Raw genomic sequence first — 15,057 nt, 5'->3', positions numbered from 1 at the left:
GGGCCGCGGACGGATCGTCCGCGGCCCCGTCCTTCAGGCGACGAGCAGCGCGCGCGCCGGGTCCTCCAGGATCCGCGCGACGTCGACCAGGAACCGTGCTCCCTGCTCCCCGTCGACCAGGCGGTGATCGAACGACAGGCTGAGGGTCATCACCTCACGAAGGGCGACCTCCCCGTTGTACTCCCACGGACGCCGGAGCGCCGCCCCGACCGCCAGAATCCCGGCCTCACCGGGGTTGAGGATCGGCGTTCCCGCTTCGATCCCGAAGGTTCCGATGTTCGTGATCGAGAAGGTTCCGCCGGTCATGTCCGCGGGGGTCGTGCGCCCCTCTCGCGCTGTCGCCGCGAGGTCTCGGATCGCGTCGGACAGCGCGGGAAGGGCCAGCGAGCCGGCATCGCGGATCACCGGGACGACAAGACCGCGCGGCGTTGCTGCGGCGATGCCGAGGTTGATACGCCGCGGCTGGACGATCTCCTGCGCCTCCTCATCCCAGCGCGAGTTCAGTTCAGGAGTGCGACGCAGCGCGAGCGACACCGCTTTCGCGACGATCGCGAGGGGTCCGATGCGGTGCTCGGCGAGTTCGCGATCATCCCGAAGCCGGCGCACGAGGGACATGGTCTCGGTCACGTCGACCGTGTGGAAGCAGGTGACATGCGGTGCGGTGAAGGCGCTGCGCACCATCGCGGCCGCCGTGTGCTTGCGCACGCCACGAATCGGGATGCGGATCTCATCGCCGTCGGACACGACCGGTGAGGGTGCCGCCACCTCAGTCGGGGCTCCGACCGCGGCCGAGACGTCATCGCGGGTGATGAGCCCGTTCGGTCCGGTGCCGGTGAGCTGCGCCAGATCGACGCCGAGATCACGAGCGAGCTTGCGAACCGGCGGGGTGGATCGGGGGCGCTCGGTGCGCTCCGCTGGCGCCGGTGGGGCCGGGGCGGGTGGAGCTGGAGCCGTCATCGTCGCCGTGCCCGCCGACGATGCGGAGTCGCCGCCACGTCGCTTGCGCATCGGACGGGATGTGCTGGTCGGCGCGGCCCCGTATCCGACGAGGTTCGGTGGCACCACCTCATCTGTCGACGCGTCTGCGCTCGGCTCGGCGGCACCCTCGCCCGTATCGAAGGTGATCAGCACCGCCCCGACCTCGACGACCGCGCCGGCTTCCGCGTGCAGTGCCGCAACGGTGCCCGCGTAGGGAGACGGAAGATCGACGACCGCCTTGGCCGTCTCGACCTCGGCGATCGGCTGGTTGATGGTGACGATGTCGCCCACGGCGACGTGCCACTGGATGAGTTCGGCTTCGGGAAGCCCCTCCCCGAGGTCCGGAAGACGGAAGTCGGTGGTGGTGCTCACAGGGTCACCCCCGTCAGGCTGTTCGGGCGCCCGAGCGCACGGTCCACACCGTCGAGGATCCGATCCAGATCCGGAATGTGGCTGTGCTCCAGCTTGGACGGCGGGTACGGCACGTCGTGTCCGGTGACACGCACGGGCGCAGACTCCAGGTACTCGAAGTCGCGCTCCGTCACGGAGGCGACGATCTCAGCACCCACGCCGGCTTCTCGCCCGGCCTCATGCGTCACGACGAGCCGGCCCGTGCGCCGCACCGACGCGTCAACCGTGTCGTAGTCGACGGGCGAGATCGACCGCAGGTCGATGACCTCGATCGAGACGCCCTCGTCTTCAGCGGCGATCGCCGCATCCACCGCGGTGCGCACCTGCGCGCCATAGGTGACCAGCGTCACGTCCGTGCCCGGGCGGACGACGCGGGCCAGCCCCATCGGTGCCGCATCGGCGAGGTTCGCGTCGACATCGACCTCGCCCTTGGTGTGGTAGAGCCGCTTCGGTTCGAGGAACACCACCGGGTCGTCGCTGGCGATCGCCTGCTGCAGCATGACGTGCGCGTCCTGCGGATTGGAGACCGCCACCACCCGCAAACCCGCCGTGTGAACGAAGTACGCCTCGGGAGACTCGGAGTGGTGCTCCGCGGCGCCGACACCACCCGCCCACGGCACGCGGATGGTGAGCGGCATCTTCACGCGCCCGAGGGTGCGGTAGTGCAGCTTCGCCACCTGGCACACCAGCTGGTCGAAAGCCGGGTACATGAACCCGTCGAACTGGATCTCCACGACCGGGCGGAAACCGCGCATCGCGAGCCCGACCGCGGTCCCCATGATCCCGGCCTCGGCGAGCGGCGTATCAATCACGCGCTTTGCCCCGAACTCATCGAGGAGTCCCTCGGTGATGCGGAACACCCCGCCGAGACGCCCGACGTCTTCGCCCATCACGAGCACGCGTTCGTCGCGGCGCATCGCGCTCTGCAGGGCCGAATTCAGCGACTTGCCCATCGTCATCATGGTCATCGTGCGTCCTCCTCGAACCCGGCGAGGTACGCCGCGAACTGCGCGCGCTCACGGTCGAGCGCGGAGTGCGGTTCCGCGTACACGTGGTCGAACACCTCGATGGGGGCGCGCTTCTCGATGCTCAGGCACGCGGCACGCACGTCCGCACCGAGCGCATCCGCCTCAGCGGCGACCTCGGCCGCAAAGGCGTCGTCGAACTCGCCGATCGAACGGAGGAAGGCCTCGACGCGCGTCAGCGGGTCACGCGTGCGCCACAGCTCCAGCTCGGCTTCGTCACGGTACTTGGTCGGGTCGTCGGAGGTGGTGTGTGGTCCCATGCGGTAGGTGACCGCCTCGATGAACACCGGGCCTTGACCGGACCGCGCCTGGCTGAGCGCCCAGCGCATCGCGGCGAAGCACGCGAGGACGTCGTTGCCGTCGACGCGCACGCTCGGGATGCCGAAACCGGGAGCACGTCCCGCGATCGGCGCCGCGGCCTGCACCCCGACCGGCTCCGAGATGGCCCACTGGTTGTTCTGACAGACGAAGATGACCGGCGCCGCGAAGGAGGCGGCGAACACCATCGCCTCGTTCACGTCCCCCTGGCTGGTGGCCCCATCACCGAAGTACGCCACGGCGACCTGATCCTGGCCGTCGCGCTGGATGCCCATCGCGTAGCCCACAGCGTGCAGCGTCTGCGCGCCGATGATGATCTGCATCGTGGCGGTGTTGATCTCGTACGGGTCATAGGTGGAGTTGCGCTCACCACGCCACGTGTTCACCAGGTCGCTCGTCGTGGCGCCGCGTGCATACACCACACCGAGTTCGCGGTAGCTGGGGAAGACGAAGTCATCGCCACGCAGTGCTCGCGCGGTCCCGAGCTGGGCGGCCTCCTGACCGAGAACCGGTGCCCACAGGCCCAACTGCCCCTGACGCTGCAGCGAGAATCCCTCACTGTCGATCCGCCGGACCATCGTCATGTCGCGATACAGCTCGCGCAGATCGTTCGCCGTGAGGTCCGCGACGTACGAATCCAGATTCACATCCGCAACGCGCGTGCCTTCGGCGGTGATGAGCGTATGAATGCGCCCGGTCCCGGTGGCGGGGTCGGCCGCTGCTCCCAGCGTGTACACCATTGTGTGCCTCCTTCGCGCTTCGCCTCGTGAGCTCTGCGCGTCGACCGGCGACATTGCCGGATTGTGGCCAGCGTAGGCGCGCTCATCACCTCGCTCAACCAAATCTGACCGGCATGAGCAACATGCGCCATGCGTGCGATCGAAATCCTGCTAATCTTGCGCACTATGACAACCCTGGACCGCACCGATCTGGAACTGCTCGCCGCGCTGTCGGATGAGCCCCGTGCCACCGTGGTGGCGCTGGCGGATCGGCTGGGGCTGTCGCGCAACACCGTGCAGGCCCGTATGACGCGGCTCGAACGCGGCGGCGTCTTCCTCTCGTTCCAGCGGTCGATCTCCTCAACCGCGCTCGGATTCCCGCTCGAAGCGGTCGTGAGCGTGGGCGTGCGTCAGAGCGAGCTTCCCCGGATCATCTCCGAGATCGCGCGCATCCCCGAGGTCGTCCAGGGGCACGGTCTGAGCGGACAGGTGGACCTGCTCATCCGTGTCGCGTGTCGTGACGCCCGTCACCTGTTCGACACCGACGCCCGCATCCTCGCCATCGAGGGCGTGGAGCGCACCGAGACGTCGCTCGTCATGGGCGAGGTCATCCCCTACCGCCTGGGTGGCCTCATGGAGCTGGCGCGTCGCGACGCCTGACGCTCAGGGCAGCGCGAGGAACTCCCGAATCGCCCGGGCCGCCGGCTCTGGGGTCTCGTAATGGATCAGGTGACCCACGTCGGCAATCTCGACCAGTCGGGCATCCGGGAACATCCGCACCAGCTCGCGCTCCTTCTCGATCGGCGTGATGTCGTCCTTCTGCGCGGCGACCAGCAGCGTGGGCACGGTGATCCGCGCGGCGGATTCGCGAACGTCGTGCGACACGCTCGTCACGAAGGCGTCGTGTAGCTGGGCGCGATCAGCGAACCGCGAGAAGTAGGTGTCGTGCTGGTTGTGAATGAACCGGCGCAGCGCCGGATCGCGCGTCTTGGCCATCGTGATGCTCATGATGCGCACGATGACGCGAGAGCGGAGCAACCACGTCCCCACGCGCGCGGGCAGATGCGCGCCGGCCCAGTAATAGAAGATGGCCAGTCGGGTCATGAAGCCGCGCGGGCCTTCGAGGGCAGGGGCACCGATCGGATTCACCAGGATCAGTCGCGGGGTCTGGAGCCCGCGCGCCACAGCGGCGGAGGCGACGATCGATCCGAACGAGTGCCCCAGAATGATCGCGCCGGGGGCCACGCGTGCGAAGTCCGCCAGCCAGTCAACGTAGGCATCCAGATCGTGGCGTCGCCCGGGAAGCGGTGCGGTCTCCCCGAAGCCCGGGAGATCCGGCGCGATGAAGCGGACGTTCGGAAGCTGGGCGAACACCGGCTCCAGACCGTGGTGTTCACCGCGGAAGCCATGCACCGCGATGATCGTGGTGTCGGCGTCCTCCGGCCCGTACGTCCAGTACGCGGTGGTTCCCCCGGCAGCGGGCGCCTCGTGACGCGTCACGGGAATGCGGGAGAGCTGCGCGGCGTACGGGGATGACACGCTGTCGATCCTAACGGCGGCACCTGCGGGACTCCCGGATGTCGGAGCCGCGGGGTAGCGTGCCGACATGGACATGATTCTGGTACCGGGCCTCTGGCTCGACGCCCGCTCGTGGGATCCGGTGCTCGCCGGCCTTCGCGAGGCAGGGCTCCGCGCCCATCCCCAGACGATGCCGGGCACCGGCCGCCCGGCGGACGAGGTGGCTGACATCGGCATCGAGGACTGGGTGAACGCTGTCGTGGCAGTGATAGACACCGCCGGCGAGCCGGTCGTGCTGGTTGGTCACTCCGGAGGCGGTAACGTCGTCTGGGGCGCCGCGGACCGCCGACCCGAGCGTGTCGCGCGCGTGATCTTCGTCGACACCGTGCCCCCGGCACCCGATCGCGGCATCAGCGAGTTCCCGGTTGTCGACGGCGTCATCCCCTTCCCGGGGTGGAACTTCTTCCCCGACGAGGACGTGTATGACCTCACTCCGGAGCACCGCGCCGCCACGGCAGATCTCGTCGGCTCCATCCCGCCGCGCGTGGCCACCGATCCCCTGCCACTGACAGACGAGCGACGCTATCGCGTGCCCGTCACGCTGTTGATGGGATCGCTCGATGAGCATGCCCTGGAGGAGATGCTGGCCGAGTGGGGCCCGTATGCCGCCGAGTACACGGCCATCGACGACCGCACCGTCGTCAAGCTCGACACCGCCCACTGGCCACAGTTCTCGGCGCCCGAGCGACTCACGGAGGCGCTCGTCACCGCGGTTCGCTCCTGACGCACATCGGATACGACGAAGGGCCCGACCACCTGGTCGGGCCCTTCGCTGCGGCGATTACTTGCCGAAGTTCTTGAAGCGCTGGTTGAACTTCTCGACGCGACCGGCCGAGTCCATGATGCGCTGCTTGCCCGTGTAGAACGGGTGCGAAGCCGACGAGATTTCCACGTCGATGACCGGGTACTCGACACCGTCGAGCTCGATCGTCTTGTCCGAGGACACGGTCGAACGGGTGAGGAAGGTCTCGCCCGAACCCAGGTCGCGGAAAACGACGGGCTTGTAGTCGGGGTGGATGTCAGTCTTCATTGGATTCCTTGCGGGATGGGATGTGTGCGGAAGAAAAGTCTGTGGCGACGAGCGCCAAAGATCGAGTCTATCAGACTCGGGGCTCAGCTCGCCCGAGCGGCATAGCGCCCGTCGGACGACGTCAGCCGGATCGGGAGGTCGAAGGTCTCACTGAGGTTGGCCTCGGTGAGGACCTCGGTGATGGACCCCTGTGCGACGGCGCGGCCGTCACGCAGCAGGAGAGCATGGGTGAAGCCGACCGGGATCTCCTCGACGTGATGGGTGACCATCACCATCGCCGGAGTCATCGGCTCCTGGGCATACTGCGACAGCAGTGCGAGGAGCTCCTCGCGGGCGCCGAGGTCCAGGCTCGCGGTCGGCTCATCGAGCAGCAGCATCTCGGGATCCGTCATCGCTGCGCGCGCGATCTGCACGCGCTTCTGCTCGCCGTCGCTCAGCGTTCCGAAGGCTCGGTCGGCGAGTTCCGTCAGCTTCCAGTCGGCGAGGACCTCGTCGGCGCGATCGGTGTCCATGCCGTCGTACTGCTCGTTCCAGCGACCGAGCACGGAGTACGCCGCGGTCATCACCACGTTGCGCACCGTCTCGTCGCCCGGGATACGCCGGGCCATCGCCGTCGAGGCGAAACCGATGCGGGGACGGATCTCGAACACGTCCGTGCGACCGAGGGTCTCCCCCAGCACGTCCACCTCGCCGGTCGTGGGGTGATCGATCGTGGCGGCCATGCGCAGCACGGTGGTCTTACCTGCGCCGTTGGGGCCGAGCACCACCCAGCGCTCGTCCTCTTCGACGGACCAGTCGAAAGCGTCGACGATGTGACGACCATTGCGACGCACGACGACGTCACGGAATTCGAGAACGCGGGACATGCTCTCAGCCTATCGGCTGGCGGCGATGACCTCCGCGTACAGCGCCCGCGTTTCGGCGGCGATCTGTGCCCAGCTGAAGCTCTCGGTGGCGCGCCGGCGCCCCGCCTCGCCGTACGCACGCGCCGCCTCGGGATCGGACACGACCTCGGTGAGGACGCGTGCGAGATCGGCCACGTAGCGGTCGGGATCCACAGGCGTACCGGTGCCGTCCTGCACCTGCTCGATCGGCACCAGCCGCCCGGTGACGCCGTCCACGACAACCTCAGGGATGCCTCCCGTGGCCGTGCCGACGACAGCAGCACCGCAGGCCATCGCCTCCAGGTTGACGATCCCGAGCGGCTCATACACGGAGGGGCAAACGAACGTGGTGGCGCTCGTCAGGATCGCGCACAGCTCATCGCGCGGCAGCATGTCCTCGATCCAGACCACGCCCTCGCGGGCCTCGCGCAGGCCCGCGACGAGGGCCCGTACCTCTTCCATGATCTCCGCGGTGTCCGGAGCTCCGGCGCACAGCACCACCTGCACGTCCTCCGGCAGCTGTGCGACGGCGCGGAGCAGATACGGCAGCCCCTTCTGACGAGTGATGCGACCCACGAAGACCACGGACGGGCGGTTCGGATCGATGCCGTACCGCGCCAGGACGGCGGCGTCATCGACCGGACGCCAGGCGTCCACGTCGATGCCGTTGTAGATCACGCGGACCTTCGCCGGATCCAGCGTCGGGTACGAGCGCAGGATGTCCTGGCGCATGCCCTCGCTCACCGCGATGACGGCGGCGGCACCCTCCATCGCCGTCTTCTCGATGTAGCTGGACACCGCGTAGCCGCCTCCGAGCTGCTCGGCCTTCCACGGGCGCAGCGGTTCCAGGCTGTGCGCCGTGGTGACGTGCGGAATGCCGTGCAAGAGCCCGGCGATGTGCCCCGCGAAACCGGCGTACCAGGTGTGCGAGTGCACCACATCGGCACCCGCGACATCGCCGACGATCTCCAGGTCGATTCCGAGCGTCTGGATGGCCGCGTTGGCATCCGCGAGTTCCACCGGCGTGTCGTATGACGTCGTGTCGGCCTCCGGGCGCGGCGCGCCGAACGCGCGCACCTGAACCTCGGTTCCGCCGTCTCGCAGCGATTTCACCAGCTCGGTGGCGTGCACCCCCGCCCCTCCGTAGATCGCTGGCGGGTACTCCTTCGTCACAATGTCGACGCGCATGTGAGGAACGCTAGTACAGACCGGCCCCAACCCCTAGGTTGGTGTCATGCCAGCAGCTCCAAAGGTCTTGGGAATCGTCCTTGCCGGTGGTGAGGGGAAGCGGCTGATGCCGCTGACCGCCGACCGGGCGAAACCCGCAGTGCCGTTCGGCGGTCAGTACCGTCTGATCGACTTCGCCATCTCCAACCTCATCAACTCCGGTCTTCGTCAGATCGTCGTGCTGACGCAGTACAAGTCGCACAGTCTCGACCGTCACATCTCCCAGACGTGGCGCATGTCGGCTCTGCTCAACTCGTACGTCGCGTCCGTGCCGGCGCAGCAGCGCCTCGGGAAACGGTGGTTCACCGGTTCCGCGGACGCCATTCTGCAGAGCCTCAACCTCATCAACGACGAGAAGCCCGACATCGTCATCGTGATCGGTGCTGATCACGTGTACCGGATGGACTTCCGCCAGATGCTCGATGCGCACATCGCGTCGGGAGCGCGAGCAACCGTGGCCGGCATCCGCCAGCCCATCGCGCTGGCCAATCAGTTCGGCGTGATCGATGTCGAGCCTGAGCAGAACGACCGCATCCGCGAGTTCCTGGAGAAGCCCAACGACGCCGTCGGGCTCACGGACTCGCCGGGCGAGGTGCTCGCCTCGATGGGCAACTACATCTTCGACGCGGACGCCCTGATCGAAGCCGTCGAGGCCGACGGAGAGGACACCACGTCCGGCCACGACATGGGTGGCGACATCATCCCCTATTTCGTGAATCGCGGCGAAGCCGGCGTGTATGACATGGTGCGCAACGAGGTGCCCGGTTCGACACCGCGCGATCGCTGGTACTGGCGCGACGTGGGTACCATCGACTCCTTCTTCGACGCGCACATGGATCTCATCGCCACGCTGCCGATCTTCAACCTCTACAACACCGAGTGGCCGATCTACGCGCAGGCGCTGAACTCGCCGCCGGCGAAGTTCGTGCGGGACGGCGTCGGCCGCATCGGCAACGCCATCGACTCGATCGTGTCGCTGGGGTCGGTGCTGTCCGGCACCCATCTGGAGCGCAGCGTCGTCGGGCCGTGGACCCTGGCGGGAGGCGGCTCGACGATCACCGACTCGGTGCTGTTCGATCGGGTCGAGGTGGGCCTCGGGGCGCGCGTCAATCGCGCGATTCTCGACAAGAACGTCGTTCTCGAAGACGGCGCCACCGTCGGTGTTGATCGCGAGCGGGACATCGCTCGCGGATTCACCGTCACCGACAGCGGACTGACCGTCGTGGGGAAGGGTGTCCGGGTCACTCGCTGACGAGTGCACGGATGAGGGGCGGAGAGCGCGAGACGCGTTCTCCGCCCCTCATCGTTCACGCGTCGTCATGCGGGCAGGGGCGTCCGTCCGGTGCCGATAGGCTCGCGGTATGCCGCGCGTTCTCGTCGTCCTCGATGCCGATTCCACTCTCATCCGCAACGAGGTGATCGAACTCATCGCCGATGAGGCCGGTCGCGGTGCCGAGGTCGCGGCCGCCACCGAGGCGGCCATGCGCGGCGAGGTCGACTTCGCCGCCAGTCTGCGGTCCCGCGTCCAACAGCTCGCCGGTGTTCCCGTCACGGCGTTCGAGCGCGTGCTCGCGCGCATCGAGCCGACGCCGGGTGTTCGCGACCTGATCGCCGCCGTGCACGAGCGCGGAGGGGTGGTGGGCGTCGTCTCCGGCGGCTTCCACGAGATCCTCGACCATGTCGCTCCGACTCTCGGCGTCGACGTCTGGCGGGCCAATCGTCTCTCCGTCGCCGACGGCGCCCTCACCGGAGAGGTGGATGGTCCGATCGTGGACGCGCAGGCGAAGGCGGATGGCCTGCAAGCGTGGGCGGTCGAGCACGGCTGTGACGTGACCATCGCGATCGGCGATGGCGCGAACGACCTGCTCATGATGGCGGCGGCCGATCTTGGTCTCGCGTTCAACGCCAAGCCGCGTGTCCGCGCCGAAGCGGACCTCGTCATCGGTCCCCTGTCACTCGCCGAGGTGATTCCGCTTCTGCCCTGAATCCCGCCGGATGAGCAGATGGCCCCACACCTCAAGGGTGCGGAGCGATCTGCGCCGGCGAGAGACCGTCAGTGCCCCATGCCGAGGCCGCCGTCGACCGGGATCACCGCGCCGGAGATGTAGGCGGCATCGTCGGATGCGAGCCAGGTGACCACGCCGGCAACCTCATCGGCCGCGGCGAAACGACCCGCGGGGATGTTGCGCTTGTACTCGGCCTGCGTCTCCTCCGGAAGAGCGGCCGTCATGTCGGTTTCGATGAAGCCTGGGGCCACGACGTTGGCCGTGATGTTGCGCGCGCCGAGCTCTCGTGTGAGCGAACGGGCGAATCCGACGAGAGCGCTCTTGGAGGCGGCGTAGTTGATCTGGCCGGCAGAACCGTAGAGCCCGACGACGGACGAGATCAGGATGACGCGGCCGTACTTGCGTCGCAGCATGTTCTTCGACGCTCGCTTCACCACACGGAAGGTGCCGCCGAGGTTGGTGTTCACCACCGAGTCGAAGTCATCCTCGCTCATCCGCAGCAGCAGCGTGTCCTTCGTGATGCCCGCATTGGCGACGAGCACGTCGATCGGGCCGAGCTTCTCCTCGACCTCAGCGAATGCAGCATCCACAGCCGCCGCGTCAGTGACATCAGCTCGAACGGTCAGGGTGCCCTCCGGGCCTTCCCCGGACCGTGCCGTCACCGCGACCCGGTATCCGTCGCGTACGAAGCGCTCGGCGATGGCGCGTCCGATACCCCGGTTTCCGCCGGTCACCAGAACGACGCGTGCGGGAGCGGAATCGGTGGTCATGGAGCCTCCATAATCTTGTGAGCGGGAGTCCAGCTTATCGGCGCCGGATTGACAGGATCGCTCGCCCAGACCACGCTGGAATCCGGCGATCACGCCCTGAAAGGACTTCTCATGAGCACGCCCGACGGCACCAACCCCTACGACCCGGCCGCACCCAGCGCACCGAGCGACCCGTACGCTGCCGCCGCAGCCACCCCCGCCGACCCTTACGGTGCCCCGGCGGCACCGGCCGACCCCTACGGTCAGGCACCCGCGACCGATCCGTACGCGGCACCGGCCGACCCGTACGGTCAGGCACCCGCGGCCCCGGCAGCTGACCCGTATGCCGCGTCCGCCGGCACCTACGGTCAGGCGCCCGCATCCGACCCGTACGCGGCACCTGCTGACCCGTATGCGGCGCCCGGCTACACCGACCCGTCGGCCGGCCAGGGATACGCGGCACCCGCGGCCGACCCGTACGGTCAGACGCAGACCGCCGGCGGCTACGGTGCACCGACCGGGGACGCCTACGCGGCGTACGGTCAGCCCGCGTACGGCGCGGCTCCCGCGTACGGTGCAGCTCCGGCGTACGGATACCCCGCCGCGCCGCAGAACAACACCATGGCGCTGGTCTCGATGATCGCAGGCATCGCCGGTTGGACGCTGGTGCCGTTCATCGGCTCGATCGTCGCGGTCATCTGCGGTCACATCGCGCGCAAGCAGATCGCGCAGACGCACGAGGGCGGATCCGGCATGGCCACCGCGGGCCTCATCATGGGCTACATCGCGATCGGCCTGTGGGCGGTCGCGATCGTCTTCGGCATCATCGCGCTCGTGATCGGCATCGCGGCCGCGAGCACCTACAGCGGCTATTGATCCATGCCTACGCCGCCGGTCGTCGATCGGCGGCGTAGGCTGGAGGGGCCGTGAACAAGAACCGTCCCTCCCACTCTGCGACTTCGCTCCCGCGCTCCCCTCAGGATGAGGCGGCATCGCGGTTGAAGCGCTACGCGATCACCATGGGCATTCGTATCGCATGCTTCCTGCTCATGGTCCTCATTCAGCCGTACGGCTGGTGGAGCTGGGTGTTCGCGGCGGGCGCGATCTTCCTGCCCTACATTGCGGTCGTCCGTGCGAACGCCGGTGAGGAGAGCGATGCACGCAGCGTGGAGTCTCCCGAGCTGTCGTTGGACGCTCCGCCAGCGGACGTTGTGGAGGCTGAGGTGCGGCCCAGCGTCATCCGGCTGACTGAGACACCACCGCAGACCGGAACCGCGTCCGACTCGCGCGGTACGCCATGAGCCTGCAGGAGGTGTCTGATGCTCGGTGACATCCTCGGTACCTTCGGCGGTGGCGCGGGAGCCGACACCTGCTCGCGAACCGGCTGCTCCGCCCCCGCGACGCAGCGCGTGATCTGGCGGAATCCGCGGATCCACGCGGCGGATCGTCAGAAGATCTGGTTGGCCTGCGACGACCACGTCGCCTATCTGCGCGACTTCCTCGCGGCGCGTGAGTTCCCCGTGCGTGTCGAGGCGCACAGCGCGGCCGCCCGCGAGTTTCCCCCACCGAATGATGTGAACGAGTCCGACTGATGCCCACGAACACCGTCGCCCGCTGGAGCATCTACATCGCGATCGCCATCGTGTTCGCCGTGGTGTGCGCGTTCCTGTCCCACTGGCAGTTCGACCGCAACCAGGAGCGCGCGCGAGCGAACCTGCTCATCGAGACGAACTACGACGCCACCCCGGTGCCGCTGGCGGAACGCATCCCGAGCGGCGCCGCGTTCGACCCCGCTGATGAGTGGGCTCCCGTGCTGCTGACGGGCGAGTACCTCGCAGACGACACTGTACTGGCGCGCAATCGCCCGTTGGGTGGCACCAGCGCCTTCGAGGTGCTCGTGCCGTTCGCCACCGATGACGGCCGCATCATCGTGGTCGACCGTGGGTGGATCCCGCCCGCAGAGGACTCCTCCCCCAGCGCCATCCCCGCGCCACCAGCAGGAACCGTCACGGTGACGGTCCGGCTGCGCCCCGGAGAGATGCTCCCCGCCTCCGGACGTGGTGCTCCCGAGGGGCAGGTACCGACGATCAACCTGCCGGCCGTCGCCGACGTCAGCGGTGTGGCCGTGGAGACGTCCGCTTATGGCCTCATGGCGGAGGAGTCGCCGGCGCCCGCCGAGCGTCCGCACGCTCTGGAGAAGCCCACCGAAGACCCCGGCCCCCACCTCAGCTACGCGATCCAGTGGATCCTGTTCGCCATCATGGGGTTCGTCTTCATCTTCTACATGATCCGCACCGAGGTACGGCATCGCCGTGAGGATGCCGAAGACGCGGCCGCGCTGGCCGAGGGACGTGCGCCCGTCAAGCGACAGCAGAAGAAGCGGCGTGATCGAGACGCCGAAGAAGAGGACGCGATCCTCTCCGCCTGACAAGAACACCCCCGCCGAGACAGCGGGGGTGTTCTGACGTTCAAGTCAGGCGAGCTCGATGAGGTCCTGGTACTCCTGGTTCCAGATGTCCTCGACGCCGTCCGGAAGGATGAGCACCCGCTCCGGGTTCAGCGCAGCGACGGCTCCCGGATCGTGCGAAACGAGGACGACGGCCCCCTCATAATGTGCAAGCGCCCCGAGGATCTCCTCGCGAGACGCGGGGTCGAGGTTGTTCGTGGGCTCGTCGAGCAGCAGCAGGTTCGCACTCGAGACCACCAGGGTGGCCAACGACAGACGCGTCTTCTCGCCGCCGGAAAGGACGCCCGCGGGCTTCAGCACGTCATCACCGGTGAACAGGAAGGAGCCGAGCACCTTGCGCGCCTCGGTGGCGTTGATGTCGGGGGCAGCGGACATCATGTTCTCCAGCACGGAGCGACTGACGTCCAGATTCTCGTGTTCCTGGGCGTAGTAGCCCACCTTGAGGCCGTGGCCGGGCTCGATCGCGCCGGTATCCGACTTGTCGACGCCTGCGAGGATGCGCAGCAGTGTGGTCTTGCCTGCGCCGTTCAGCCCGAGCACCACCACCTTCGAGCCGCGGTCGATCGCGAGGTCGACGTCGGTGAAGATCTCCAGAGACCCGTAAGACTTCGACAGGCCGTTCGCCATGAGGGGCGTCTTCCCGCAGGGAGCCGGCTTCGGGAAGCGCAGCTTCGCCACGCGATCCTCCTGGCGGACCTCCTCGAGACCGGAGAGCAGCTTCTCGGCACGCGCGATCATCTGGTGCGCGGCAGCGGCTTTGGAAGCCTTGGCGCCGAATCGTGCAGCCTGCAGCTGCAGCTGGGTGGCCTTCTTCTCCGCGTTGACGCGCTCCTTCTTGCGACGCTCTTCGTCGGCGGCGCGCTGGCGGAGGTAGTTCTTCCAGTTCATGTTGTAGACGTCGATGACCTGGCGGTTGGCGTCCAGATAGAACACCCGGTTCACGGTCTCCCCGACCAGTTCGATGTCGTGGGAGATGACGATGAGGCCACCCTTGTAGTTCTTGAGGAACTCGCGCAGCCACACGACGCTGTCCGCGTCGAGGTGGTTGGTCGGCTCGTCGAGGATCATCGAGTCCGCGTCGGAGAACAGGATGCGAGCCAGCTCGATACGACGACGCTGACCACCCGAGAGCGTGCTCAGCGGCTGATCCAGGATGCGGTCCGGCAGCGACAGGTTGTGGGCGATGGATGCCGCTTCCGCCTCGGCGGCATAGCCGCCCAGCGACTCGAAGCGCTCGGTGAGATTGCCGTACTTGCGCATCGCCTTCTCGGCCACCGTGGCATCATCCGACGCCATCGCCAGCGCTGCTTCCTTCATACCCAGCGCCAGCGTGCCGAGCCCACGGGCATCGAGGATGCGGGTGCGGGCGAGCATCGACGGGTCACCGGTGCGCGGATCTTGCGGCAGGTAGCCCAGCTCCCCACTTCGCGTGACGTTGCCGTCCGCGGGAAGCAGATCTCCGGCGAGCACCTTCGTGAGCGTGGTCTTGCCGGCACCGTTGCGCCCGACCAGACCCACCTTGTCTCCGGGGCTGACCCGGAAGGAGACGCCCTCCATCAGCACGCGTGCGCCGACGCGGATCTCGAGGTTCTGCACGGCGAGCACGACGAAGCTCCTTCTGTGAGGGGATGCGGCCGACTGGCCAGCCTCCTACTCTATCGCCTT

17 protein-coding genes are annotated in these 15,057 nt (G+C 67.8%); 8 read left to right on the top strand and 9 right to left on the bottom strand.

Annotated elements, in window-relative coordinates:
- Positions 1–33 precede the first annotated feature (33 nt).
- Genes ABTV68_RS09720 through pdhA form a run of 3 tightly spaced genes read right to left on the bottom strand, consistent with a single transcriptional unit; the run spans position 34 to position 3,472 of the window.
- The gene (locus ABTV68_RS09720) at positions 34–1,350 is read right to left on the bottom strand and encodes a dihydrolipoamide acetyltransferase family protein (RefSeq protein WP_433677429.1); all 1,317 of its coding nucleotides are present in this window, start codon (positions 1,348–1,350) and stop codon (positions 34–36) included.
- Positions 1,347–2,357 (bottom strand): alpha-ketoacid dehydrogenase subunit beta, encoded by a 1,011-nt coding sequence (locus ABTV68_RS09715; protein WP_433677427.1) that lies wholly within the window; start codon positions 2,355–2,357, stop codon positions 1,347–1,349. Before ABTV68_RS09715 ends, ABTV68_RS09720 begins: the two co-directional genes overlap by 4 nt.
- On the bottom strand, positions 2,354–3,472 hold the full coding sequence (gene pdhA / locus ABTV68_RS09710) for a pyruvate dehydrogenase (acetyl-transferring) E1 component subunit alpha (protein WP_433677425.1): 1,119 nt from the start codon (positions 3,470–3,472) through the stop codon (positions 2,354–2,356). Before pdhA ends, ABTV68_RS09715 begins: the two co-directional genes overlap by 4 nt.
- Before the next feature lie 165 nt (positions 3,473–3,637).
- Here pdhA and ABTV68_RS09705 point away from each other — a divergent pair, with 165 nt between their 5' ends.
- On the top strand, positions 3,638–4,111 hold the full coding sequence (locus ABTV68_RS09705; protein WP_231090078.1) for an Lrp/AsnC family transcriptional regulator: 474 nt from the start codon (positions 3,638–3,640) through the stop codon (positions 4,109–4,111).
- 3 nt (positions 4,112–4,114) lie between these two features.
- Here ABTV68_RS09705 and ABTV68_RS09700 read toward each other — a convergent pair whose 3' ends face one another.
- Positions 4,115–4,990 carry an alpha/beta fold hydrolase gene (locus tag ABTV68_RS09700; RefSeq protein ID WP_433677424.1) on the bottom strand — a complete coding sequence of 292 codons (876 nt, stop codon included), beginning with the start codon at positions 4,988–4,990 and terminating at the stop codon, positions 4,115–4,117.
- A gap of 67 nt (positions 4,991–5,057) precedes the next feature.
- Here ABTV68_RS09700 and ABTV68_RS09695 point away from each other — a divergent pair, with 67 nt between their 5' ends.
- Complete coding sequence (locus tag ABTV68_RS09695) at positions 5,058–5,753, top strand: alpha/beta fold hydrolase (RefSeq protein WP_433677422.1); 696 nt, start codon at positions 5,058–5,060, stop codon at positions 5,751–5,753.
- 57 nt (positions 5,754–5,810) lie between these two features.
- Here ABTV68_RS09695 and ABTV68_RS09690 read toward each other — a convergent pair whose 3' ends face one another.
- The 3 genes from ABTV68_RS09690 to glgA form a co-directional block, all read right to left on the bottom strand.
- A complete protein-coding gene (locus tag ABTV68_RS09690) occupies positions 5,811–6,059 on the bottom strand; it encodes a type B 50S ribosomal protein L31 (RefSeq protein ID WP_231090074.1) in 249 nt (82 codons plus the stop codon).
- An 83-nt stretch (positions 6,060–6,142) separates the two neighbouring features.
- Positions 6,143–6,925, bottom strand: a complete 783-nt coding sequence (locus tag ABTV68_RS09685; RefSeq protein ID WP_433677421.1) for an ABC transporter ATP-binding protein — start codon at positions 6,923–6,925, stop codon at positions 6,143–6,145.
- A 9-nt stretch (positions 6,926–6,934) separates the two neighbouring features.
- Positions 6,935–8,131, bottom strand: coding sequence for a glycogen synthase (glgA, locus tag ABTV68_RS09680; RefSeq protein ID WP_433677420.1), 1,197 nt, complete (start codon positions 8,129–8,131; stop codon positions 6,935–6,937).
- A 46-nt stretch (positions 8,132–8,177) separates the two neighbouring features.
- Between glgA and ABTV68_RS09675 the strand changes: the two genes are divergently transcribed.
- The gene (locus tag ABTV68_RS09675; RefSeq protein WP_433677419.1) at positions 8,178–9,422 is read left to right on the top strand and encodes a glucose-1-phosphate adenylyltransferase; all 1,245 of its coding nucleotides are present in this window, start codon (positions 8,178–8,180) and stop codon (positions 9,420–9,422) included.
- Between the two features lie 109 nt (positions 9,423–9,531).
- Positions 9,532–10,155: a phosphoserine phosphatase SerB gene (gene serB / locus ABTV68_RS09670; RefSeq protein WP_433677418.1), complete on the top strand. Its 624-nt coding sequence runs from the start codon at positions 9,532–9,534 to the stop codon at positions 10,153–10,155.
- A 68-nt stretch (positions 10,156–10,223) separates the two neighbouring features.
- Here serB and fabG read toward each other — a convergent pair whose 3' ends face one another.
- Positions 10,224–10,946, bottom strand: a complete 723-nt coding sequence (gene fabG, locus ABTV68_RS09665) for a 3-oxoacyl-ACP reductase FabG (RefSeq protein WP_433677417.1) — start codon at positions 10,944–10,946, stop codon at positions 10,224–10,226.
- A gap of 111 nt (positions 10,947–11,057) precedes the next feature.
- Here fabG and ABTV68_RS09660 point away from each other — a divergent pair, with 111 nt between their 5' ends.
- Genes ABTV68_RS09660 through ABTV68_RS09645 form a run of 4 tightly spaced genes read left to right on the top strand, consistent with a single transcriptional unit; the run spans position 11,058 to position 13,353 of the window.
- Positions 11,058–11,801, top strand: a complete 744-nt coding sequence (locus ABTV68_RS09660) for a DUF4190 domain-containing protein (protein WP_433677416.1) — start codon at positions 11,058–11,060, stop codon at positions 11,799–11,801.
- A gap of 50 nt (positions 11,802–11,851) precedes the next feature.
- The gene (locus ABTV68_RS09655; RefSeq protein WP_433677415.1) at positions 11,852–12,226 is read left to right on the top strand and encodes a DUF3099 domain-containing protein; all 375 of its coding nucleotides are present in this window, start codon (positions 11,852–11,854) and stop codon (positions 12,224–12,226) included.
- An 18-nt stretch (positions 12,227–12,244) separates the two neighbouring features.
- Entirely contained in the window at positions 12,245–12,517 is a 273-nt protein-coding gene (locus ABTV68_RS09650; RefSeq protein WP_433677414.1) for a hypothetical protein, read from the top strand.
- On the top strand, positions 12,517–13,353 hold the full coding sequence (locus ABTV68_RS09645; RefSeq protein WP_433677413.1) for an SURF1 family cytochrome oxidase biogenesis protein: 837 nt from the start codon (positions 12,517–12,519) through the stop codon (positions 13,351–13,353). The genes ABTV68_RS09650 and ABTV68_RS09645 overlap by 1 nt, the downstream gene beginning before the upstream one ends.
- A 45-nt stretch (positions 13,354–13,398) precedes the next feature.
- Here the strand turns inward: ABTV68_RS09645 and ABTV68_RS09640 are convergent, their stop codons facing one another.
- Positions 13,399–14,997 (bottom strand): ABC-F family ATP-binding cassette domain-containing protein, encoded by a 1,599-nt coding sequence (locus tag ABTV68_RS09640; RefSeq protein ID WP_433677412.1) that lies wholly within the window; start codon positions 14,995–14,997, stop codon positions 13,399–13,401.
- Positions 14,998–15,057 lie beyond the last annotated feature (60 nt).

The sequence above is a fragment of the Microbacterium gorillae genome, from assembly GCF_050990725.1.
In the GTDB taxonomy this organism is placed as follows: Bacteria; Actinomycetota; Actinomycetes; order Actinomycetales; family Microbacteriaceae; genus Microbacterium; species Microbacterium gorillae_A.
The sequence above is the reverse complement of the archived record's forward strand: the minus strand, read 5'-3'. Positions and strand labels throughout refer to the sequence as shown.

Coding starts and splice junctions, on each gene's coding strand:
- ABTV68_RS09715 (WP_433677427.1), bottom strand. CDS start 2,357: ATGACCATGATGACGATGGGCAAGTCGCTGAATTCGGCCCTGCAGAGC.
- pdhA (WP_433677425.1), bottom strand. CDS start 3,472: ATGGTGTACACGCTGGGAGCAGCGGCCGACCCCGCCACCGGGACCGGG.
- ABTV68_RS09705 (WP_231090078.1), top strand. CDS start 3,638: ATGACAACCCTGGACCGCACCGATCTGGAACTGCTCGCCGCGCTGTCG.
- ABTV68_RS09695 (WP_433677422.1), top strand. CDS start 5,058: ATGGACATGATTCTGGTACCGGGCCTCTGGCTCGACGCCCGCTCGTGG.
- ABTV68_RS09690 (WP_231090074.1), bottom strand. CDS start 6,059: ATGAAGACTGACATCCACCCCGACTACAAGCCCGTCGTTTTCCGCGAC.
- ABTV68_RS09685 (WP_433677421.1), bottom strand. CDS start 6,925: ATGTCCCGCGTTCTCGAATTCCGTGACGTCGTCGTGCGTCGCAATGGT.
- glgA (WP_433677420.1), bottom strand. CDS start 8,131: ATGCGCGTCGACATTGTGACGAAGGAGTACCCGCCAGCGATCTACGGA.
- ABTV68_RS09675 (WP_433677419.1), top strand. CDS start 8,178: ATGCCAGCAGCTCCAAAGGTCTTGGGAATCGTCCTTGCCGGTGGTGAG.
- serB (WP_433677418.1), top strand. CDS start 9,532: ATGCCGCGCGTTCTCGTCGTCCTCGATGCCGATTCCACTCTCATCCGC.
- fabG (WP_433677417.1), bottom strand. CDS start 10,946: ATGACCACCGATTCCGCTCCCGCACGCGTCGTTCTGGTGACCGGCGGA.
- ABTV68_RS09660 (WP_433677416.1), top strand. CDS start 11,058: ATGAGCACGCCCGACGGCACCAACCCCTACGACCCGGCCGCACCCAGC.
- ABTV68_RS09650 (WP_433677414.1), top strand. CDS start 12,245: ATGCTCGGTGACATCCTCGGTACCTTCGGCGGTGGCGCGGGAGCCGAC.
- ABTV68_RS09645 (WP_433677413.1), top strand. CDS start 12,517: ATGCCCACGAACACCGTCGCCCGCTGGAGCATCTACATCGCGATCGCC.